The sequence below is a fragment of the Natronococcus occultus SP4 genome, assembly GCF_000328685.1.
In the GTDB taxonomy this organism is placed as follows: domain Archaea; phylum Halobacteriota; class Halobacteria; order Halobacteriales; family Natrialbaceae; genus Natronococcus; species Natronococcus occultus.
The window spans coordinates 311,420-329,200 of the sequence record NC_019974.1; the positions used below are offsets into that span (position 1 = coordinate 311,420).

The 17,781-nt window shown below is 62.9% G+C and carries 17 protein-coding genes and 4 tRNA genes; 9 read left to right on the forward strand and 12 right to left on the reverse strand.

The genetic code is table 11. From position 1 onward, the window contains the following. The first annotated feature begins 513 nt into the window (after positions 1–513). Positions 514–1,827 (forward strand): ApeA N-terminal domain 1-containing protein, encoded by a 1,314-nt coding sequence (locus NATOC_RS21660; RefSeq protein WP_015319644.1) that lies wholly within the window; start codon positions 514–516, stop codon positions 1,825–1,827. A 609-nt stretch (positions 1,828–2,436) separates the two neighbouring features. On the opposite strand, the gene NATOC_RS01495 is transcribed toward NATOC_RS21660, so the two are convergent. From NATOC_RS01495 to NATOC_RS01505, 3 genes are all read right to left on the reverse strand, one after another. Then, positions 2,437–2,508, reverse strand: a tRNA-Thr gene (locus NATOC_RS01495). Positions 2,509–2,665: 157 nt separating this feature from the next. Then, positions 2,666–2,737: transfer RNA gene (locus NATOC_RS01500), tRNA-Thr, on the reverse strand. A gap of 74 nt (positions 2,738–2,811) precedes the next feature. Continuing rightward, entirely contained in the window at positions 2,812–3,489 is a 678-nt protein-coding gene (locus NATOC_RS01505; protein WP_015319645.1) for a DUF7114 family protein, read from the reverse strand. A 60-nt stretch (positions 3,490–3,549) separates the two neighbouring features. Here NATOC_RS01505 and NATOC_RS01510 point away from each other — a divergent pair, with 60 nt between their 5' ends. Together NATOC_RS01510 and NATOC_RS01515 are read left to right on the forward strand one after the other, a co-directional pair. Further along, positions 3,550–4,248: an enoyl-CoA hydratase/isomerase family protein gene (locus NATOC_RS01510; protein WP_015319646.1), complete on the forward strand. Its 699-nt coding sequence runs from the start codon at positions 3,550–3,552 to the stop codon at positions 4,246–4,248. A gap of 66 nt (positions 4,249–4,314) precedes the next feature. Beyond that, on the forward strand, positions 4,315–4,842 hold the full coding sequence (locus NATOC_RS01515) for a GNAT family N-acetyltransferase (RefSeq protein ID WP_015319647.1): 528 nt from the start codon (positions 4,315–4,317) through the stop codon (positions 4,840–4,842). A 20-nt stretch (positions 4,843–4,862) separates the two neighbouring features. On the opposite strand, the gene NATOC_RS01520 is transcribed toward NATOC_RS01515, so the two are convergent. Further along, positions 4,863–5,657: an NAD+ synthase gene (locus NATOC_RS01520; protein ID WP_015319648.1), complete on the reverse strand. Its 795-nt coding sequence runs from the start codon at positions 5,655–5,657 to the stop codon at positions 4,863–4,865. Positions 5,658–5,815: 158 nt separating this feature from the next. Between NATOC_RS01520 and NATOC_RS01525 the strand changes: the two genes are divergently transcribed. Then, a tRNA-Gly gene (locus NATOC_RS01525) sits at positions 5,816–5,886 on the forward strand. Positions 5,887–5,903: 17 nt separating this feature from the next. Here NATOC_RS01525 and NATOC_RS22165 read toward each other — a convergent pair. Continuing rightward, positions 5,904–6,074 (reverse strand): hypothetical protein, encoded by a 171-nt coding sequence (locus NATOC_RS22165; RefSeq protein WP_015319649.1) that lies wholly within the window; start codon positions 6,072–6,074, stop codon positions 5,904–5,906. A gap of 124 nt (positions 6,075–6,198) precedes the next feature. Between NATOC_RS22165 and NATOC_RS01530 the strand changes: the two genes are divergently transcribed. Next, positions 6,199–6,933 carry a GNAT family N-acetyltransferase gene (locus tag NATOC_RS01530; RefSeq protein ID WP_015319650.1) on the forward strand — a complete coding sequence of 245 codons (735 nt, stop codon included), beginning with the start codon at positions 6,199–6,201 and terminating at the stop codon, positions 6,931–6,933. 21 nt (positions 6,934–6,954) lie between these two features. Here NATOC_RS01530 and NATOC_RS01535 read toward each other — a convergent pair whose 3' ends face one another. Further along, the gene (locus NATOC_RS01535; protein ID WP_015319651.1) at positions 6,955–8,316 is read right to left on the reverse strand and encodes a hypothetical protein; all 1,362 of its coding nucleotides are present in this window, start codon (positions 8,314–8,316) and stop codon (positions 6,955–6,957) included. Between the two features lie 100 nt (positions 8,317–8,416). Then, positions 8,417–8,662: an amphi-Trp domain-containing protein gene (locus NATOC_RS01540; RefSeq protein ID WP_015319652.1), complete on the reverse strand. Its 246-nt coding sequence runs from the start codon at positions 8,660–8,662 to the stop codon at positions 8,417–8,419. A 114-nt stretch (positions 8,663–8,776) separates the two neighbouring features. On the opposite strand from NATOC_RS01540, the gene NATOC_RS01545 reads away from it, so the two are divergent. Further along, on the forward strand, positions 8,777–9,601 hold the full coding sequence (locus NATOC_RS01545) for an NAD(+)/NADH kinase (protein WP_015319653.1): 825 nt from the start codon (positions 8,777–8,779) through the stop codon (positions 9,599–9,601). On the opposite strand, the gene NATOC_RS01550 is transcribed toward NATOC_RS01545, so the two are convergent. From NATOC_RS01550 to NATOC_RS01560, 3 genes are all read right to left on the reverse strand, one after another. Further along, on the reverse strand, positions 9,602–10,234 hold the full coding sequence (locus tag NATOC_RS01550; protein WP_015319654.1) for a DsbA family oxidoreductase: 633 nt from the start codon (positions 10,232–10,234) through the stop codon (positions 9,602–9,604). A 62-nt stretch (positions 10,235–10,296) separates the two neighbouring features. Next, positions 10,297–11,079 (reverse strand): hypothetical protein, encoded by a 783-nt coding sequence (locus NATOC_RS01555; RefSeq protein ID WP_015319655.1) that lies wholly within the window; start codon positions 11,077–11,079, stop codon positions 10,297–10,299. Between the two features lie 354 nt (positions 11,080–11,433). Further along, positions 11,434–12,378 (reverse strand): nucleotidyltransferase domain-containing protein, encoded by a 945-nt coding sequence (locus tag NATOC_RS01560; protein WP_015319656.1) that lies wholly within the window; start codon positions 12,376–12,378, stop codon positions 11,434–11,436. A gap of 392 nt (positions 12,379–12,770) precedes the next feature. Between NATOC_RS01560 and mptA the strand changes: the two genes are divergently transcribed. Continuing rightward, the gene (mptA, locus tag NATOC_RS01565) at positions 12,771–13,697 is read left to right on the forward strand and encodes a GTP cyclohydrolase MptA (RefSeq protein WP_015319657.1); all 927 of its coding nucleotides are present in this window, start codon (positions 12,771–12,773) and stop codon (positions 13,695–13,697) included. Here mptA and NATOC_RS01570 read toward each other — a convergent pair. Both NATOC_RS01570 and NATOC_RS01575 read right to left on the reverse strand, forming a co-directional pair. Beyond that, entirely contained in the window at positions 13,694–14,497 is an 804-nt protein-coding gene (locus NATOC_RS01570; protein ID WP_015319658.1) for a TrmB family transcriptional regulator, read from the reverse strand. The two genes, mptA and NATOC_RS01570, sit on opposite strands and share 4 nt — an antisense overlap. Before the next feature lie 80 nt (positions 14,498–14,577). After that, positions 14,578–16,215, reverse strand: coding sequence for a DUF255 domain-containing protein (locus tag NATOC_RS01575; RefSeq protein ID WP_015319659.1), 1,638 nt, complete (start codon positions 16,213–16,215; stop codon positions 14,578–14,580). Positions 16,216–16,330: 115 nt separating this feature from the next. Between NATOC_RS01575 and NATOC_RS01580 the strand changes: the two genes are divergently transcribed. Together NATOC_RS01580 and NATOC_RS01585 are read left to right on the forward strand one after the other, a co-directional pair. Then, positions 16,331–16,918: an FxsA family protein gene (locus tag NATOC_RS01580; protein WP_015319660.1), complete on the forward strand. Its 588-nt coding sequence runs from the start codon at positions 16,331–16,333 to the stop codon at positions 16,916–16,918. A gap of 68 nt (positions 16,919–16,986) precedes the next feature. Beyond that, positions 16,987–17,060 (forward strand) — tRNA-Ile (locus tag NATOC_RS01585). Positions 17,061–17,781 lie beyond the last annotated feature (721 nt).

The following is a 17,781-nucleotide window of genomic DNA, read 5'->3' on the forward strand; positions in this document are numbered from 1 at the left end:
GCCGGTCTTCATCTCATCGAATAGATTTGCATTCAGGTTACCCAAAAGCCAGTAGGAACCGTGTCAGACGACTAGGGGGGTTATTACACCATCAACGGGGAGTGAGTACAAAACGATGGTACTTCTTGCGGAAAATATTGCTGGGAATTGAAACCTCAAAGCCAAATTCGGTATGTAATCGCCGGCGCTTCTGCTGATAGCGAATCACTTCAGTAAGTCGGAATGGGCTACTACTCTCTAACTAGTCGGTCGCTAATCGGTACAATATCTCTATCCCTGGTAGCGGACTTCACCATCGGAACGGCGACGGAATCCACTTTCCGATGGCACCCAAACTTGATTTCTGATAGAGAGATATCCTATATTTCGTTTTCATATTCGTATATTTAGCTCTTCTAGAATTTCAGCAACCGATGTTCTTAAATCAATGACCTAAATCAAGACTGGAACAATCTAATCAATTGTGTGTACAAACACCGAAGAATAAATTAGATATGGATAACAAGCCGGGATATGGAAAGTAAATCGATCCAGGGTAGATGGTACAAGCCTGGAAATCCCAATAACTCAGTCCCGGGAGTTTTAGAGTATAGCCCGGAGAAGGGTGCAGAGCTCACATTGTTTGATTTGATTGGTGAGCAAAACATCGGATCTAGAAGTAGGAAATCTCTTGACGCCTTATTTGGAGAAAGTATAAAGGGCGAGAATATAACCCTAAGAAATAATGTTCAGACAAGTGAAGGGATGAAAGGTGGAACGGGGTGGGAAACATATAGAGCAGAGGAATTGTATCTTGGTTACCATGTGTCTGAGTTTGAATTTTCGTCACTTGAGGTTGAGTATCCAGACATAGCTCCGTGGATGGAAGAACGGGCAGTGAAATCAGGCCTTAGTATGGACGATAACACGGCAACAATTGAACAAAAGGCCATATCGCGCCCTAAAATATCAATATCCGACATATGTGATCTAAGGGTACGGCAGAAGACTGGAGTTGAAAATATAAGTACCGTTCCAAGCCCGTATGAACGAATAGTGTTTGAATTTATCTTCGATTCTAAGCAAGAGGTAGAAAAAATTCATGAGTACATTCGGATCTTGAACGATTACTTTGCTTTAGCTTCTAAGCCAGTATTTCCAAATAGTGTTAGAATAAACTACAACGATTCCATTCTGCCAAATGACAACATCGAATTGCTATATAAAGAACCGGACTATGTCGAGTCGTCAATCAACTTTTCGGACTGGAATTTTACTGAAAGGGATATAGATTTAGAAGAATCGCTTTCTTCTTGGTATTCGCATTCAATGGGTGCAAGAACCTTTCACTCAATGTATTTCAGCAACCTCTACAACCCTGATATGTATTATCGATTTAAGGCATTATCATTGTTTATCGGACTTGAGTCTTATTTTGATTACGTGTCGGATGAAAAATATTTGATGGAACCTAGCGAGTATCACGATTGGCTGGATGAACACATTCAAACAATTTCGGATGAATTTGTAGCTAAAGATCGGCTTTATAAACTTCTTCGTTCAATAGGATTTCGGTATTCTTATGGAGATAAACTAAAAATGATAATTGATGGGTATCCGTTCTTTGAGGAAATAATAGATATTGATAGAGTGACTTCACTAATCAAAAATAATAGACATGGTATAGTTCACTCTACTTCTATAGATGAAGATGATTTTGTGGAGGCGATGTACTATGCACAATTGTTAGCAGAGGGCATACTACTGAGTGCTGCTAAGTTAGGACCAGATCAAATCATTAAATACTTTGATAGAAATTATAACAACTTACTCTCTAACGAAGGGTAAAACTGGAAAACTCAAATATTCTGCTTGTCGTTTTGAGTAGTGCAGATATCTATTCGTAGCAATAACATCTGAAGCAGGGGAGATCGTCCCCATAGGGACCACAGCATCCTTCTTGACCGTTCCGGCAGACGTCAGCGTAGTCGGCGAGTGTTGCGTTACTATTTTGCGAGTCGGTTGCTTTGACGGACATGGGTTCACTCCTAAGAACCCCGGTTCGGTGTCTTCAGCACCGAGCCACTTTCAGTGTGACCAATTCCCGGAGTTCTTACTACGTACTACGGTAGCAACCCTCTTAAATATATTTTCTAATATCTATTACATTGGTGTTGAATATATTCAATATGGAAGAAAGTAAGGTTGCTCGAGCAAGATGATGCGCGCGCCTTCCGCGAGAGCGGTACACTTGAAAGACCACTAATTAGACGAAGATCCATAGATAGCGGGCTGCCGAGGCTCTTAAGGGATTAAATGGCCGCTTCACGGGATCAAATGTATTCGCCGTGAATTGGCAAGATATGCGGAAAAAGGGATCAAATGTAGCGACGAATTCGGGCAAAACTATATGCTAGAGGAGCTCTTCCTATCCAATAGCAAGTTGCCCGAAGGGCAAGCCTAGGCCGGGATTTGAACCCGGGCTCTCGTCCTTACCAAGGACGCGCTTTACCGCTAAGCTACCCAGGCGCGTAATTCTGCCTTCGGTCGAGACGAATTTATCCCTTTCGAAACCCGTCCCGCGAGCACCGACGGCGGGTGAACCACGGCGTCGTCGACCGAGGACGTCGCCGACGCTCGCGTCCCCGTCGCTCCGAACGAAGCGTCGAACCGCAGAAACGGTGAGAGCCTAGGCCGGAATTTGAATCCGGGGTCTCGTCCTTACCAAGGACGCGCTTTACCGCTAAGCTACCCAGGCGCGCACTCGTTCGTTACGCCGAGTCCACTTTAGGGGTTTCGATTCGCCACCGGGCGTGGGTCGGCGTGTCGCGATCAGCTGTCGGTGACGGAGGTCGCGCGATCGGTCGGCGAGTCCTCGAGCGAGCGCTCCGAGAGCGGATCGGTACCGATCGCCGACCGCTCGACCGCGGGAAACGACGTTCCGGCGGCCGCAGCGATCTCGTCGGCGGTCTCGAGCAGTGACGGTGACGGGTTCTCGTCGACGGCCGTGGCGCCGGCAAGCACCGCGAGTTCGAGGACGTCCCGCTCGAGGTTGGTATCGCGGGTCGCCGCGTGGTCGGAGCCGTCGCGGTCCTCGAGGCGGTGGGTCTGGTCGCGGCCGAACGCCTGGACGGTACGAACCGCCTTGTCCGCGGCGTCGGTCCGGGCCAGCAGGTAGAAGCCGCGGGCGACGAAGATGTCGGCTGCGAGGATCTCGAGGTCGCCGTCGACGTCGGTTTCCGGGTCGGTCCAGGGCTCCTCGTGGGCCAGCGAGCGCGTGAGCCGGAGCCCCTCGTAGATGAGCTGTACGCCGGCAGCGTGCGTGACGATCCCGTCGTCCCGTCCGATCGGGTCGGTCGAGCCGACAGTACGGGCGCTCTCGAGGGTGAGCGCGCCGGGAACCATCGACGCGCTCTCGAGCGTGGATTCGATATACTCGTGTAGCGCCGCAGGTTCGACGTCCGTGACGGCCTCGAGGGCCGCACGCCGACAGCTGTCCGCCTGTTCCATCATAGGGCCGTTACGAGGGAGGAGGCAAAGACCTTTGGAAACGCCCGGTACACTCGACCCATGATCGACGTCGACAGCGACGGAGCGATCCGAACGGTCACGATCGACAGGCCGGACCGACGCAACGCCCTGACCGTCGCGGGACTCGAGGCCCTCGAACGGGCGGTCGCCGACGCCGACGAACCGGTGATCGTCATCCGTGGCGCCGGGCCCGCGTTCTGTGCCGGCGCCGACCTCGAGGTGGTCGCCGACCTCGACCGGGACGGCGCCGAGGAGTTCGCCCGGCTCGGCCAGCGCGTTGCCCGAACGATCGAGGACGCGGCGGCGGTCGTCGTCGCGGAGATCGACGGCCCCGCCCGCGGCGGGGGACTGGAGCTCGCGCTGGCCTGTGACCTGCGGGTCGGCACCCCGGACTCGACCTACGGCGAACCGGGAGTCACGTTCGGGCTGTTCGGCGCCTGGGGCGGCACCGTCCGGCTCCCCCGAATCATCGGGGAGGGTGCCACCCTGGAACTGGCCTGTACCGGACGGGTCGTCGACGCCGACGAGGCGCTCCGAATGGGGCTCGTCTCGCGGCTCGAGGACCGGCCGCGGACGGTCGCCGAGGAGCTCGCTGAAACCGAGACGGACGCCCTCGCCGCCCTGAAACGGCGGGTACGCGACGACGCCGACCGGACGACCCAGGAGCGACGGGAGGCCGAGGCCTTCGGCGAGCTGGTGGCGACACACGCTGCGGAGCTCGATGGGCTGCTCGAGTAGCGAGGCACGAGGCGGACCGCGGACGGCCGAATCGCTTTTTTCGCCCGGCGTAGAGGTGTCGGGTAGATGCCCGGGCCCGCGTTTCTGACCGGCGACGACGTAACGCTGCGGACGATCGAGGAAGAGGATCTCGAGTTCCTCCAGACCCAGGTCAACGATCCCGAGATCCGGCGACCGATCGGGCGCTCGACGCCGCTTAACGCCGATCAGGAGCGGGCGTTTTACGAGGACGTCGTCTGCTCGGACGACACGATCCACCTCCTGGTTGTCGTCGACGCGACCCCCGTAGGGACGATCGGGCTCGAGTCGATCGACTGGCAGTCGGCCGGCGCCGAGCTGGGCTACTGGATCGCGCCGGCCCACCAGCGGCGGGGGTACGGCTCCGAGGCCGTGGAGCTTATCGTCGGCCACGGGTTCGACCAGCTCGGTCTCCACCGGCTCGCCGCCCGCGTCTACGGGTTCAACGACGGCTCGAAGCGGCTCCTCGAGTCAGTCGGGTTCTCCGAGGAGGGCGTCCACCGCGACGCCGCGTTCGTCGACGGCGAGTACCGGGACACCCACTGGTATGGCCTCCTCGAGGAGGAGTGGCGGTAGGTGAACCGTTCTGTGGACCGCTACTCGAGCGGGTCGGGGGACGGTGGCGCCCGACGTTTGTGCTCGCTTCGCTCGTACATTCGTCGGACTTTCTCGACGGTTTCGACGTCGAGGTCGTGCTCGCGGGCCGTCGTGTCGGCCGATAGCGGGCCGTCGATGTGGCTGGCGAGGATCGTATCGAGCGTCTCGTAGTCGAAGCCCATCTCGTCTTCGTCGGTCTGATCCTCCCAGAGTTCGGCCGTCGCGGGTTTGGCCGCCAGATTCTCGGGGACGCCGACGTGGCGGGCGAGCTGGCGGACCTGGGCTTTGTAGAGGTTGCCGATCGGATGGCAGTCGACGGCGCCGTCGCCGTACTTCGTGAAGTAGCCGACCGCGCCCTCGCTGCGGTTGCCGGTGCCGAGGACGAGCCGCTCTTCGTGGTTCGCGACGAGGTAGTTCAGGACGCCCCGCACGCGGGCTCGTGCGTTCCCGACCGCCATTCGATCGCCCTCGGCCTCGGGGTAGGCACCGAGCAGCGAGTCGACGATCGGTTCGATCTCGATCACGTCGAAGCTCATCCCGAGCTCCCGGGCGACGCGCTCGGCGTCGCTCATGTTGTCGTCGGCGCTGACCCGCGCCGGGAGGACGAGCCCGTGGACGTCCTCGGTGCCGAGGGCGTCGACGGCCAGGTACGCGACGAGCGTGCTGTCGATCCCCCCCGAAAGCCCGAGGACGACGCCGTCGGCACCCGCGTCCTCGACCTGTTCGCGAACGAAGTTCGTGATGTGATCGCGCCGTTCGTCCAGTTCCGCGTCGGAAAACCGAAGATCGAGCATCGAACGGGAGTACGGGTGGACGGACCTAATAGGCTCCCCTGAACGACGCAACGTGGACGTTCGGTCGGTTTCGATCGGCGCTCGAGCCGGAGCGCTACGTTAAAGTGTGACCGACGAATACGATCGGTTGGCACTCACGAAAAACGAAGTGGCGAACCGCGTCGGTGGTCTAGTGGTAGGACATGAGCTTCCCAAGCTCATAGCCCGGGTTCAATTCCCGGCCGACGCATTCTCTTCCGCCGATCCTCAGACCCCGTCGAGCTCGCGGCTCACCGTCGCGAACAGGACGGCATCACACGCATAGCAGGTGAACACGTCCGGCTCGATCGTTTTCGTTTCTCCGTCCTCGTGGACGGTCACCGCGTCGGGTTCGACCTCGACCTCCAGGGGCTCCTCGCAGTGCGGACAGATTGCCATGTACGCCGTTACGGGGGGAGCCGTCGTATACTGTCGGCCCGCACACGCGTCTTCCGTGTGGAAATAGAATGTGTAGTGCTAACAATATACAATCACTAAGTACTGCAGTGACGAACCGGATACTATGCGGGGACTCGAAGAGCAAACGTTCGAAAACGAAACGCAACAGCGAGTGTACGACACGGTCGAGCGAAACGGCGCTCTGAAAACCGCGCGGCTCGAATCGGAGCTCTCGATGGCTGCGGAGGACCTCGACGACGATCTCGACGCCCTCGAGCGCGAGGGATTGCTCGAGATCGAGGACGATCTCGTGCGGCTCGCGATCGATATCGGCGAGGAGACGACCTACGAGACCGACGACTTCGAGTACACCGTTCGGCCGGCGAGTCAGTCCGACCTCAAGGGGATCGTCGGCGTGATGCGACAGGTCGCCGAGGAGAACGATTATCTGGTCGCCGAAACCGTCGTCGACCTGCTCGACCACGAGGAGGTCGTCTTCCGACACAACGATCTCTCCTCCAGGATCTTCTTCGTCGCGACCGTCGACGACGAGGTCGTGGGCTGGGTTCACCTCCACTCGCCGAACTACGAGAAACTCTCCCACACTGCCGAGCTGACGATGGGTGTCCTCGAGGAGTACCGCGGCTGCGGGATCGGGAGCAACCTCCTGGAGCGGGGGCTACAGTGGGCCGCCGAAAACGGCTACAACAAAGTGTACCAGAGTCTCCCCGCGACGAACCAGGACGCTGTCCGGTTCCTGGAGAACCACCGATGGGAGACCGAAGCGATCAGGCAGGCCCACTACAAGATCGACGATCAGTACGTCGCCGAGCAGATGATGGCCGTCATGCTCTCCTGAGCGCGATCCCTTCGGGGGTCGTCACAGGTAGCCCAACAGCGTCCCGACCAACACCAGTACCCACATCGCGACCCCGCCGACCAGCAGGTCGTTGAGCCGTCGCGCTCGGGTTGCCCGCCTCGCCGCGCCGGCAGCGATCAGTCCGAGCGCGATCACGACGAGGGTTCGCTGGAAGACGACGTCGAGCGGGATCACGTCGACGCCGAGCAGGCCGTAGTCGAGCCAGATCGCCAGCGCCAGCGATCCCGCAGCGACGATCGCGGCGTCGAGCCGGCGGGTGAGCCCGCGCGCGATCAGGTACGTCGCGACGGGGATCCCGACCGCGATCACCGGGTACAGCAACGCCGCGATCATGTGGGGCGTGAGGAAGGCCACCCGTCGCTCGAGCAAGAGCCCGCCCATCCGCACGCCCAAGAATAGCGCGAGGACGGCGAAGACGAGCAAGAGGTGGCCGGCTTCGAGGCGGTCGGCGACGGCCGCGAGCCGCTGGCGGTCGACCTCCGTTAGCCCGCGTTCGAGGACGCCGTCGTCGTCGCGGGCGGGAGTCCGTTGCTTCCCGACGCCCTCGGCTGCCGAGGCCCGACCGCGGCGACCGGCTGCGAGCCCGATACCCGCAGGGAGGACGACCATCGAGGTCAGGTCGACGACGGTCGCCCAGCCGTCGGCGTCGGACGGGCCGGCGTTGTCGACGTGCATCCGGCGGACGTCGGTTTCAGTGTCGACGTCGGGGAGCTCCATGAAGTCCTGCTCGACCCGCAGCTGGGCGGCCTCGACGCCGTCGACGCGGTGCCGAAGGGTAAACCAGTCGAAATGCTCGGTGTGGGCTTGCATGGCGAGCCACTCGTCGTCGGGGTTCGGGCTCTCGTAGAGCCGGATGTGGTAGCGCTGGCCGTAGTAATCCCCGTCCTCGAGCTGGAGCGACTCGGTGGCCCAGTAGCCGTCCTCGCCCTCGCCGGGATCAACCCAGGCGTAGCGGGTCGTCCCGTCGGCCTCGCCCCAGGCGATCCCCGTCGCGTGGCGGTGTTCCTCCTCGAGGACGGTCGCGTTCTCGAACTCCCCGGGCGCCTCCGCTTCGGTCTCTTCCTCGACGTCTTCGATCTCTTCCCACTCGCCGTCGTCGCGCTCGCTCATCGCCCGCAGGACGTCCTCGGTCTCGCCGCGGACGATGACGTTGATCGGACTCCGCTCACGGAACTCCGCTTCGGGACTCAGAAACCGCCAGAACTCGCTCTCGGAGTCCTCGAGCGAGACCAGTTCCGGTGTCTCCTGGGTCTCTTCGGTCAGCTGTTCGTCGATCGAATCCGCAAACAGCAGCGACGGACCCCCGATAAACAGTACCGCGACGACCACGAGGGCGACGGCGACGACGTGCGAACGACGCATTTCCGGTCAGTTACGAGCACTGACCTATCAATGTACCCGTTGCAGGAGCCCGTTTCGGGAGCCGTTCGTCCCGGAGAGTACGCGCGATGGCCACGGCCCGCTACGAGTCGGGCTTCCAGCTCATCGTCACCGTCACCGTCTCGCGGTCGCCCCGCAGCCGGGAGGACCGCTCCACGACGTCGACCGAGACCGAGACGTCCTCGGAGTGACCGAGCGAGACGGTCTTGTTCCCGACGGGGACGTCGACCCCGCTTTCACCCTCCTCGAACCGTCGGGAGAGTTCCGAGAGGTAGTCGGCGAGTTCGCTTCGGCTCAGTACCTCGTCGTTGGTCGTCCGTTCGGCCATAGCTGTACCTCGATGCGGTCTCGAAAGAACGTGTGGGTTGCGAACGCATCCCGTTCACTGCGCCGCTCGAACGGACGGGTGAACTTTTCACCCGCGAACGGGTATGCGGTCACGATGGACGTCGCCGTCGGAATCGTCGCCCAGCGCGACAACGAGCGGGCACAGGCTCTCGCCGCGACGCTGATCGACTCCCTCGAGGACGCCACCACCGTCGTCGACGAGGCGACGGCCGCCGCGATCGGCGAGGGCGGCGTCCCGGTCGCGTCGATGACGGATCGCGATCTCGTCGTGAGCATCGGCGGCGACGGAACGTTGCTGTTCGTCGCCCGCGAGGTCGGTCAGACGCCGATCCTCGGCGTCAACCTCGGGGAGGTGGGCTTTCTCAACGCCGTCGCTCCCGACGACGCCGTCCCGGTCGTCGCCAACGTCGTCGATTCGCTCCGGGCGGACGGCGCCGTCGACGGCCGTCAGCTCGATCGACTCCGGGCCGACGGCGACGGCTGGGACCTCGAACCGGCGCTCAACGAGATCGTCGTCCACGGCCCCCGCCGGGGTCACGGCGGCGGTGCGACGATCGAGATCCGCGTCGACGGCGAGCGCTACGCCGAGAGCCACGCCGACGGCGTCCTCGTCGCCACGCCGACGGGGTCGACGGCGTACAACCTGGGCGAGGACGGCCCGCTCGTTCGCCCCGGAACCGACACGCTGATCGTCAACCAGATGGCCGCGACCGAGGCGATGCCGCCGCTGGTCGTCGATCACGACGCCGAGATCGAACTCGCGGTCACGGACGCCGAGACCGCCTACGCGATCAGCGACGGCCGAAGTCGCCGGGAGCTCGAGCCGCCGACGACCGTCAACGTCTCGGTCGCGGACGAGCCCGTCACGCTCGCCGGTCCGCGGTCGAACTTCTTCGAGGCCCTTGAGAAGCTCGAGTGATCACTCCCCCTCGAGGAGCGCCTCGAGCTGTGCGGGCGGCACCGCACCGCGGGCTGCCCGTCCCTCGTGGACGAACGTCGGCACCCCCGTGACGCCCCGCTGTCGGGCGTCGGCGAACCGCTCCTCGAGCTCCGCTCGCAGTCCGTCATCGTCGATCGCGTCGCGGATTTCCCCGGGAGCGAGGCCGACGTCCTCGGCGATCGTAGCGAGCACGTCGGGGTCGCCGATATCCCGGCCGTCCTGCCAGAGCGCCTCGTAGATCGCCGCGTCGAACGCGGCCCATCGGTCGGGATCGGTCTTCGAGACGTGCCACGAGGCGAGCTGGGCGTTCAGCGAGTCGACGTCGGCCGCGATCTCCTGGCTCATCTCGACGCCGTACTCCGCCTGGAGCCGGCGGACGTTCTCGCGGGCCTGTTCGAAGTACGCCTCGTCTTTCCCGTCGTCGGCGTCGTGGTCGATCGAGCCGTCGGCGTTTCGCTTTCCGCTCCGGAGATCGAAGGGGTGCCACTCCAGCTCGAGTGCGTCCTCGCGGCTCTCGCGGTACTGCTCGAGGGACTGCTTCCCAAGGTAACAGAACGGGCAGACGTAGTCGGCGTAGATCGTGAGTCGGTCGGCGGCGTCGATCTCGGACATGGTTGCAGTAGGTGTCTGCGACGGAAAAGACGACGGCTACGGGTGGGGGATGTGGCTCGGGCTCACTCGTGGCTCGCGTCTGTATTACTCGTGTCCGCATCATCCGCGTCCGCGTCGACCGTCTCCGCGTCGGTTCGGTCCTCGAGGCTCGGCAGGTTCGAGTCCCGGTAGGGGTTGCGGCCGTAGGCGGGCAGTTCGTCCTCGAGCTGGGATTTCAGCACGCGCCGCAGCCGGTTCAGGCTCGTCGTATCGAGCCCGTGGTCGGCGGCGAGGCGTTTGAAGGCGTCTTCTTCGGTAATGTCGTGGGCGCGGTACTGGCCGAACAGCTCGTCCATCCGATCGGGCGAGAGCTCCGAAACGTCGACATTGTCGAGGCCGAAGTACGCGCGGCGGTCGACGTCGACGACGTGGCGAATCACGACCAGCGCGACCTTTGGGATCGCGCGCTGGCTCCCGAACTCGGTGAGATCGATCTCGTCCATCACGCCCAGCGCCAGATCACGCTGCCAGGGAGTCAGATCGAGGGCGTTACACAGCGCCTGGGTCGTTCGCAGGCGATCGAGTCGGTGAGCGCGCTCGCTGTACCCCGGCGTCGCGCCGTGTTGTTCGTCGTGGAGTCGCCGGACGCTCTCGGAGAGTTCCTCGTCGGGCGACTCCGCGCGGCCGATGACGGTCGCACTCGGCGTGACGACGCCCCACTGGCGAACGGTCGAGTCCCGCTGGACGTCTGCCCGGGAAAGCGCCCCGGAGCCGGGACGCGTCTCGAGGCGACGGTCCTCCTCGAGGCCGTTGGGGGCGGATTCCCGCCGGAGGGCTGGCCCGGAGTTACCAGCGTCGTCGTACATCGTGTGTCGCTCAGACCGGGAGACGGAAAAAGACTTGCTCGTTTCACCGAGGCCGAGAGCCGACGCTCGACGAGATTGGGTACCCCATCTGCGAAAAGCCCTTCGTAGCTCTACCTTGTGACCAGAGGTACTTAAAGGACGAGCGATACGCTCGAGTTTCGACCTGGCACCCGCAGCTACCAGCGGTAGGAATTCGAAAAGCGACGACCTCCGTCGTAGCTCTACCTTGTAGCCAGAACTCCGTAAAGAGCGAGCGGAGGCGCCAGGTTTCGGCCGAGGACGCACGGCTACCGAACTGAGAAACTCGAGAAGCGACGATCTCCCGTCGTATCTCTACCTTGTGACCAGAGATACTTAAACCGAGGACGTCGACCCACACCGCTGACTTGCCGCAAGCATCTCGTCGATGGCGTCGTTCAGCCGTGCCCGATCGGGGCCGTCGCGAGCGTGCACTGCCGGATCGATTCGCTTCGGCGGGTTGGCGAACGCACGACCGACCGCGTCGCCGATCCGGACGCTTCCCTCGCCCGCGCGCTTGCGCTCGCGGAGCTTCCGGGTTCGGCCGATCCGATCGTCGTTGAAGACCGTGGGGGCCTGGTCGTCCAGGAACGCCTCGAACTCGATCGCGGGCAGCTCGTGGTCGCCGCGCTCGCCGGTCGCCTTCAGGTATCGTGCGGCCATCGCGGCGCGGACGACGGTCAGGTTGCGCTTGACCGTCGGTCTCGTCCCCGTCTCGGCGAACCGCTCGTCGTCCGCGGCGACGGTCATCGTCCCGTCCTCGGTCTCGACCACGTACGCGTCCTCGCGGCGCTCGCGGATCGGAAAGATCTCGTCGTCGTTCCGAACCAGGTGCTCAGAGAGGTACTTGCGGTAGTTGTTCGTCGCGATCCCGCGCCAGGCGTGGTAGAGGTCGATCGGGTTGTACGCCCGCTCGACGTCGGCCGCAAGCGCGCCGGGATCGTAGCGCGTTCGGTACCGGATCGGACTCCGCAGAAGGTCGATCGCGCCGTCGTTCGAGTCGGCAAGCAGTGCGGCGAACGTGCGGACGTCCCACCCCTGGTACTCGAATGCGCCGCGCTCCTCGAGGAGCACCCCGTCGACGCCGCCGAGGTGGGCGTACCGCCGGAGGTCCGTCGGCGCGTAGACGAAGCTGATATCGTAGTCGCTGTCGGGCCCCGCCGCGCCCCAGGCGTGGCTCCCGCGGGCGACCGCCAGAACGATCGACACCTCCCGAGAGCGCTCGATCTTTTCCAGGTGTCGATCCACCGTCTCGCGTGCGTGGGTGGGGATCGATGCCATCGCTACCGTCTGTCGCTCCTCGCGTCCTCGGATCGCGATCCCGTCCGGGACGCGCGGCTATCGACTAACTGAGAACCGTAGAACGTCCGGCCTCCCGTCATAGCTCTACCTTGTGACGGGAACCACTTAAAGAGCGAGCGCTCGAGCGTCGCCCTTTCGAAACGGCGGACGGCAAGACGCGTGGCTCCCGAGTTCGAGCGTCCGAGAGAACGACGACTTCCCGTCGTATCTCTACCTTGTAGCCAGAACCACTTAAAGAACGGTCGGTGCACCCGCTCTCGGAACGCGACCGACCCTCGACGAACGAGGACGTTCGCCGTCACGACGCCGTGCGATCTGATACCGCACCCGCTTTCGAAAGGTTGAATCGCGCGCTCGCCTGAATGTGATCAATGAGTCAGCAGCTTCCGGACGTCCAGGCGTCCTCGCCCGACGTCACCGTCGGCCTGAGCCAGGTCGGCGTCACCGGCGTCGAGAAACTCGTCAAGATCGCCCGCGAAGACAAACGTCCGATCGTCCTCACGGCCGAGTTCGAGGTTTTCGTCGACCTCCCGTCCTGGCGGAAGGGCGCGGACATGAGCCGCAACATGGAGGTCATCGACGAGATCCTCGAGGACGCGACCCGCGACGAGGCCTACCGCGTCGAGGAGGTCTGTGGCGAGGTCGCCGAACGGCTGCTCGGGAAACACGACTACACCTCCCGCGCGGAGGTCACGATGGAGGCGGAGTTCATGCGCCGCGAGCAGACCCCCGCCAGCGACCGCGAGACCCAACACACCGTCGACATCATCGCGTCCGCGACTGCCACGGAGGAGGGCACCCGCGAGGAGATCGGCGCCGAGGTCGTCGGGATGACGGTCTGTCCGTGTTCGCAGGGGATGTCCGCCGCGCGCGCGAAACAGACCCTTGAGGACCTGGGCGTCGAGGAGGAGACGATCACGGAGTTCCTGGAGGAAGTTCCACAGCCGGGCCACTCCCAGCGTGGACACGCGACGCTGACGATCGAGTCGAGCGGCGACCCGGACGTCGATCTGAACGACGTCATCGACATCGCGCGGGACTCGATGAGCGCCCGGATCTACAACCTGGCGAAACGTCCCGACGAGGACCACATGACCTACGCGGCCCACGCCGACGCGAAGTTCGTCGAGGACTGCGTGCGCTCGATGGCCGAAGGAGTCGCCGAGGAGTTCGATCACCTTCCCGACGACGCCGTCGTGACGATGAAACAGTCCAACGACGAGTCGATCCACCAGCACAACGCCCACGCGGAGCGGGTCGTCGAGATGGATCAGCTGCGCACCGAAGTCGACGACTAGAAGGTAAGCGGCTTCGCTTCCTCCCACCGGGGTGCGAACTCCCCGTGGACGTTCGCCGCGAACTCCGGATCTTTCAGATCGATCATGCCGAAGGCGTCGCCCGACGACAGCGGGTTCGGCACCTGGATGCAGATCTCGACGCCGTCGATGATGTTGAACGAGCCAGTCACGTCGTCGTTCGTTCGGACGTGGAAGTCGTCGCGGTTCTGCAGGGCACTCTGATACCGCGCGCCGACCCTCTCGGAGAGGGAGTCGACCATCTTCCGCGTCATCAGGATGTCGACCGAGACGCCCCGATCCAGGGCGTCCTCGAGCTGGGCGAGGACGTCCTCGCTGACGGCCTGCATATCGCGCTCGGGGACCGGATCTGCGGCGACCATCACGATGTGGTCGTCCGCGGCCCCCAGCCGCTCGAGCAGCAGATCGATCGTCTCCTCGGGTCCGACCGCGGCGGTCCAGAACTGCTCCTCGACGGGGTCGGCTGCGTCGAGCTCGTCGGCGAGATCGTCGACGATCGACTCGTACTGGTCGGCCTTCTCCTCGAGTTCGCGTTTCTTGTCCTCGAGGAGGCGATCGAGGGCAGTCGATGGTTCGACGGCGACGTACTTCTTCGGGCGACTTGCGGTCTGGCTGCGGACGAGGTTGTACTGTTCGATACTGTTGAGGACGTCGTAGATCCGCCCCATCGGCACGTCGCTCGCTCTCGACAACTCCTTTGCCGTTGTGGGCCCGGTGTTCAGCAGCGCTCGATACGCCCGAGCCTCGTACTCGGAGAGTCCGAGGTCCCTAAGACTGGCCATACTCGTAACGGCTCACCCGAGAAACAAAAACACTGTGGTGGTTTGACTCTCCCTCGATGCGACGGTGTTCACCCCGTACGTTAGTCGAGAATTTCCCCCACCCGCTCGCTCAACTGCTCGGGAGTTTCGGCGGGTTCGGAGCGACGGTCGCCGCGTTCGACGCGGGCGGTCCCGGTCTCGAGGTCGGCATCCGGGACGACGACCTTCTCGTGGTCCGCGAGCCGCAGCGCCGCGCGGTGGAGGTCGGAGCCGGGCGCGTCGCCGACCCGGATCGCCAGCGGTCCCTCGAGCAGCCGGCTCGTGGCTGTTCCGTACCGGGCGATCTGGACGCCGAAGCGATCGCTGGCGCCCGCGAAGTCCTCGAGAGTCTCCCTGGCGATCGTCCGATACTGTTCCTCGCCGGAAAGCACTGCCAGCTCGAGCAGTCCATCGGCGAGAGCGACGTTCGTGTCCAGGGGCCGCAGCGGGCGATCGCAGAGTCCGACGTCCGCCGCCGCGCTGTCGATAAAGGAGTCGCCGTCGCGAAGCCGTTCGACCGTCGCGTCGGCGACCGCCTCGGCCTCGGCGACAGCGTCGGTCTCGAGGGTGCTCGCGGTCGTCGTCAACGCGCCGAGGACGCGGGCCTGAGTCGAGAGCAGCGGCGTCGGCTGGTCGTCCTCGTCGGCGGACTCGAGCTGGTGGCTGGCGACGCCGTCCTCGAGCAGCTCGCTTCGCAGCGTCGAGAGCGCGCGCTCGGCGTAGCGTCGCGCCCGCTCGTCGTCGGTGTACGCGAAGTACGTGAGCAGTCCCTCGATCGCCAGCGCGTTCGGACCGGCGAAGACGCCGTCGTCGACGGGTGGCTCGTCGGCGGCCGCGCGATCGGTCGGGTCGAGTCCGTGGCTCTCGAGGTCTCCGGGTGCCTGGCTGTTCGCGAACGCCTCGGCGTCGCCGTTCCACAGCGTCGTCGTCAGATACTCGACGGTACGCTCGGCGGGGTCGCGGTACTCGGATTTCCCCGTCAGGAGGTAGGCGTTCGCGAACGCGCGCACGAGCGCGCCGTTGGAGTCAAGCAGCTTCTCGTGTTGCAGCCCGGACCAGTCGCGGTCAGTCGCGAACCGGTAGAACCCGCCGTCGTACTCGTCTAACAGGTTCGCGCCGACGGCGTCGAACGACCGCAGCGCCATCTCGCGGTCCCGTTTGAGGGCGAACTCGAGGGCGTCGGGCAACGGGAACTTCGGCTCGGTTCCCCAGCCGCCGGCGACCTCGTCGTAGGCCTCCTCGAGCTGGCTGAGCATCGTTCCCTCGATGTCGTCCGTGAGCTCGCCGGCCGGGGGTTCGTCCTCGCGAATCGGTCGCGGAACACGACCCGCACCGCTGCCCTTGGTCTGCCACATCGTCCGGACGCTATCGAGGACCTGGCGCATCCCGTCGGGACCGAGGTAGCCGGCCCCGGTCAGCACGGTCCCGTCGGGTGCCAGAAAAACCGTCGACGGGAACCCGCCCATGTTGTACCGATCGCGGACGCGTGGGTTCCGATCGACGTCGACTCGCACCGGAACGAACCCGTCGTTGATGTGGGCCGCGATCCGCGGTTCGGCGTAGGTCTCGGCGTCCATCTCGTGGCAGTGATCACACCACGTCGCGGTGAGCGCACAGAGGATCGGGACGTCCTCGGACGCGGCCTCGTCGAAGGCGTCCTGACCCCACTCGCGCCACTCCACGCGGGTCGAATCGTTCATACCGGTCGTCCGGGCGTCGACAGGGTAAGCGCTTCGTTCGGCGGACGTCCTCGGCGCGGGCGCGAGCGGGCGCGGAGTGTAAAGGGTTTTCACCCGTCGCCGGCTATATCGGGATATGCTCCGGTGGATCCTCGCGTTACTGCTGATCCCGTTTCTCGATGCGATACTTCTCGGGTTCGTCGCGACCGCCTATATCGGCTGGGTGCCGATGGTACTGCTTGTCGTTCTGACCGGTCTCGTCGGGATGTTGCTCGTCCGGGCGGAGGGACGACGGACGATTCGAAAGATGCAACGCTCGCTCGCCGAGGGGAAGCCTCCGACTAACGAGTTGCTCGACGGCGGCTTCCTGATCGCCTCGGGCGCGTTCCTGCTAACTCCGGGTCTGGTCACCGATCTGATCGGGTTTCTGCTGGTCGTTCCGGTCACTCGGATCCCGATTCGGACGGCGCTCAAACGCTACGTGATCGTCCCGTACGCGGACAAGAAAACGGACGGCTTCGCGAGCGGAAACGTCTGGACGTTTGGATTCCCTGGCGGAAGCGCCGAGCAGGACGAAGCCCGTGCCCAGTGGTCCGATGGCGGTACCTACGACCTCGGCGAGGACGACTACACCGTCGACAGCGAGGAGTCGTACACGGTTGAGTTCGGCGACGAGCGGACCGACGACGCCGACGTCGACGACGACGATCCCTACGCCCGGTAGCGATTCTCACGGCTCTTCCAGAAAGAAACACTTAACCATCCCAGCGCACAACTGGCTAATGCAGTCGCGGGCCAATAGCTCAATTAGGTTGAGCGCCACTCTGATAAGGTGGAGGCTCTCGGTTCAAATCCGAGTTGGCCCACTCAGCTTCTGAACGCTGTTATACACCCGATAACGCCAGTTTTAGCGTTCAACAGCTCCGTTCACGACGTTCGAGGAGAGCGGTACCCCTCGATTTCGCCGCTTAGTTGATTCACTTCTGAACGCGGGTCGCCTCCGTCTTCGGAGTCCGATTCGCTCAGACGGTAAAACGGGTGATGGATATTGGGATCAAAGGAGGGTTCAGATGCCGGCGAGCGCATCCATCAATTCCCACAGGAGGCCGGACACCGATCGTGAGCGGAACGAAACCGGCTCGTAGGTGGACGTGTCGTCCGCGTCATCGCGCTCCTGATACTGAAGTAGTTCGTCGACGTGGAGGTTCGGTTCACAGTGGTACCCGTCAGAATCGCTGTAATGGATTGTGTAGTACGGCTGTATCGGAGTCCGAATCTAGGTATCGTTCGTCCGGTCGGCCGCTTCGAGACCGGATGGCGGATTCGGGATCCACGTCACTCGGAGAGACGCGGTCTCTGCTGCGCGACCGAACCACAATGGATCGAGCGTGGCCCTAACCAGTGTCCGGCAGGCGCTGTGTCAGACGTTCGAACCGGTCAGGCTGGACGACGTCGGATCCGCGAACCCGATCGTCCGGTCACGCTCGAAAACCGGCTCGATTGCTCATACGATAGCTGGCAGATTCTGAGTAGGCGGCCCGAGTCAGTGTGTGACCATCGTTGAAACGATCGAGATATTCCTCCGTG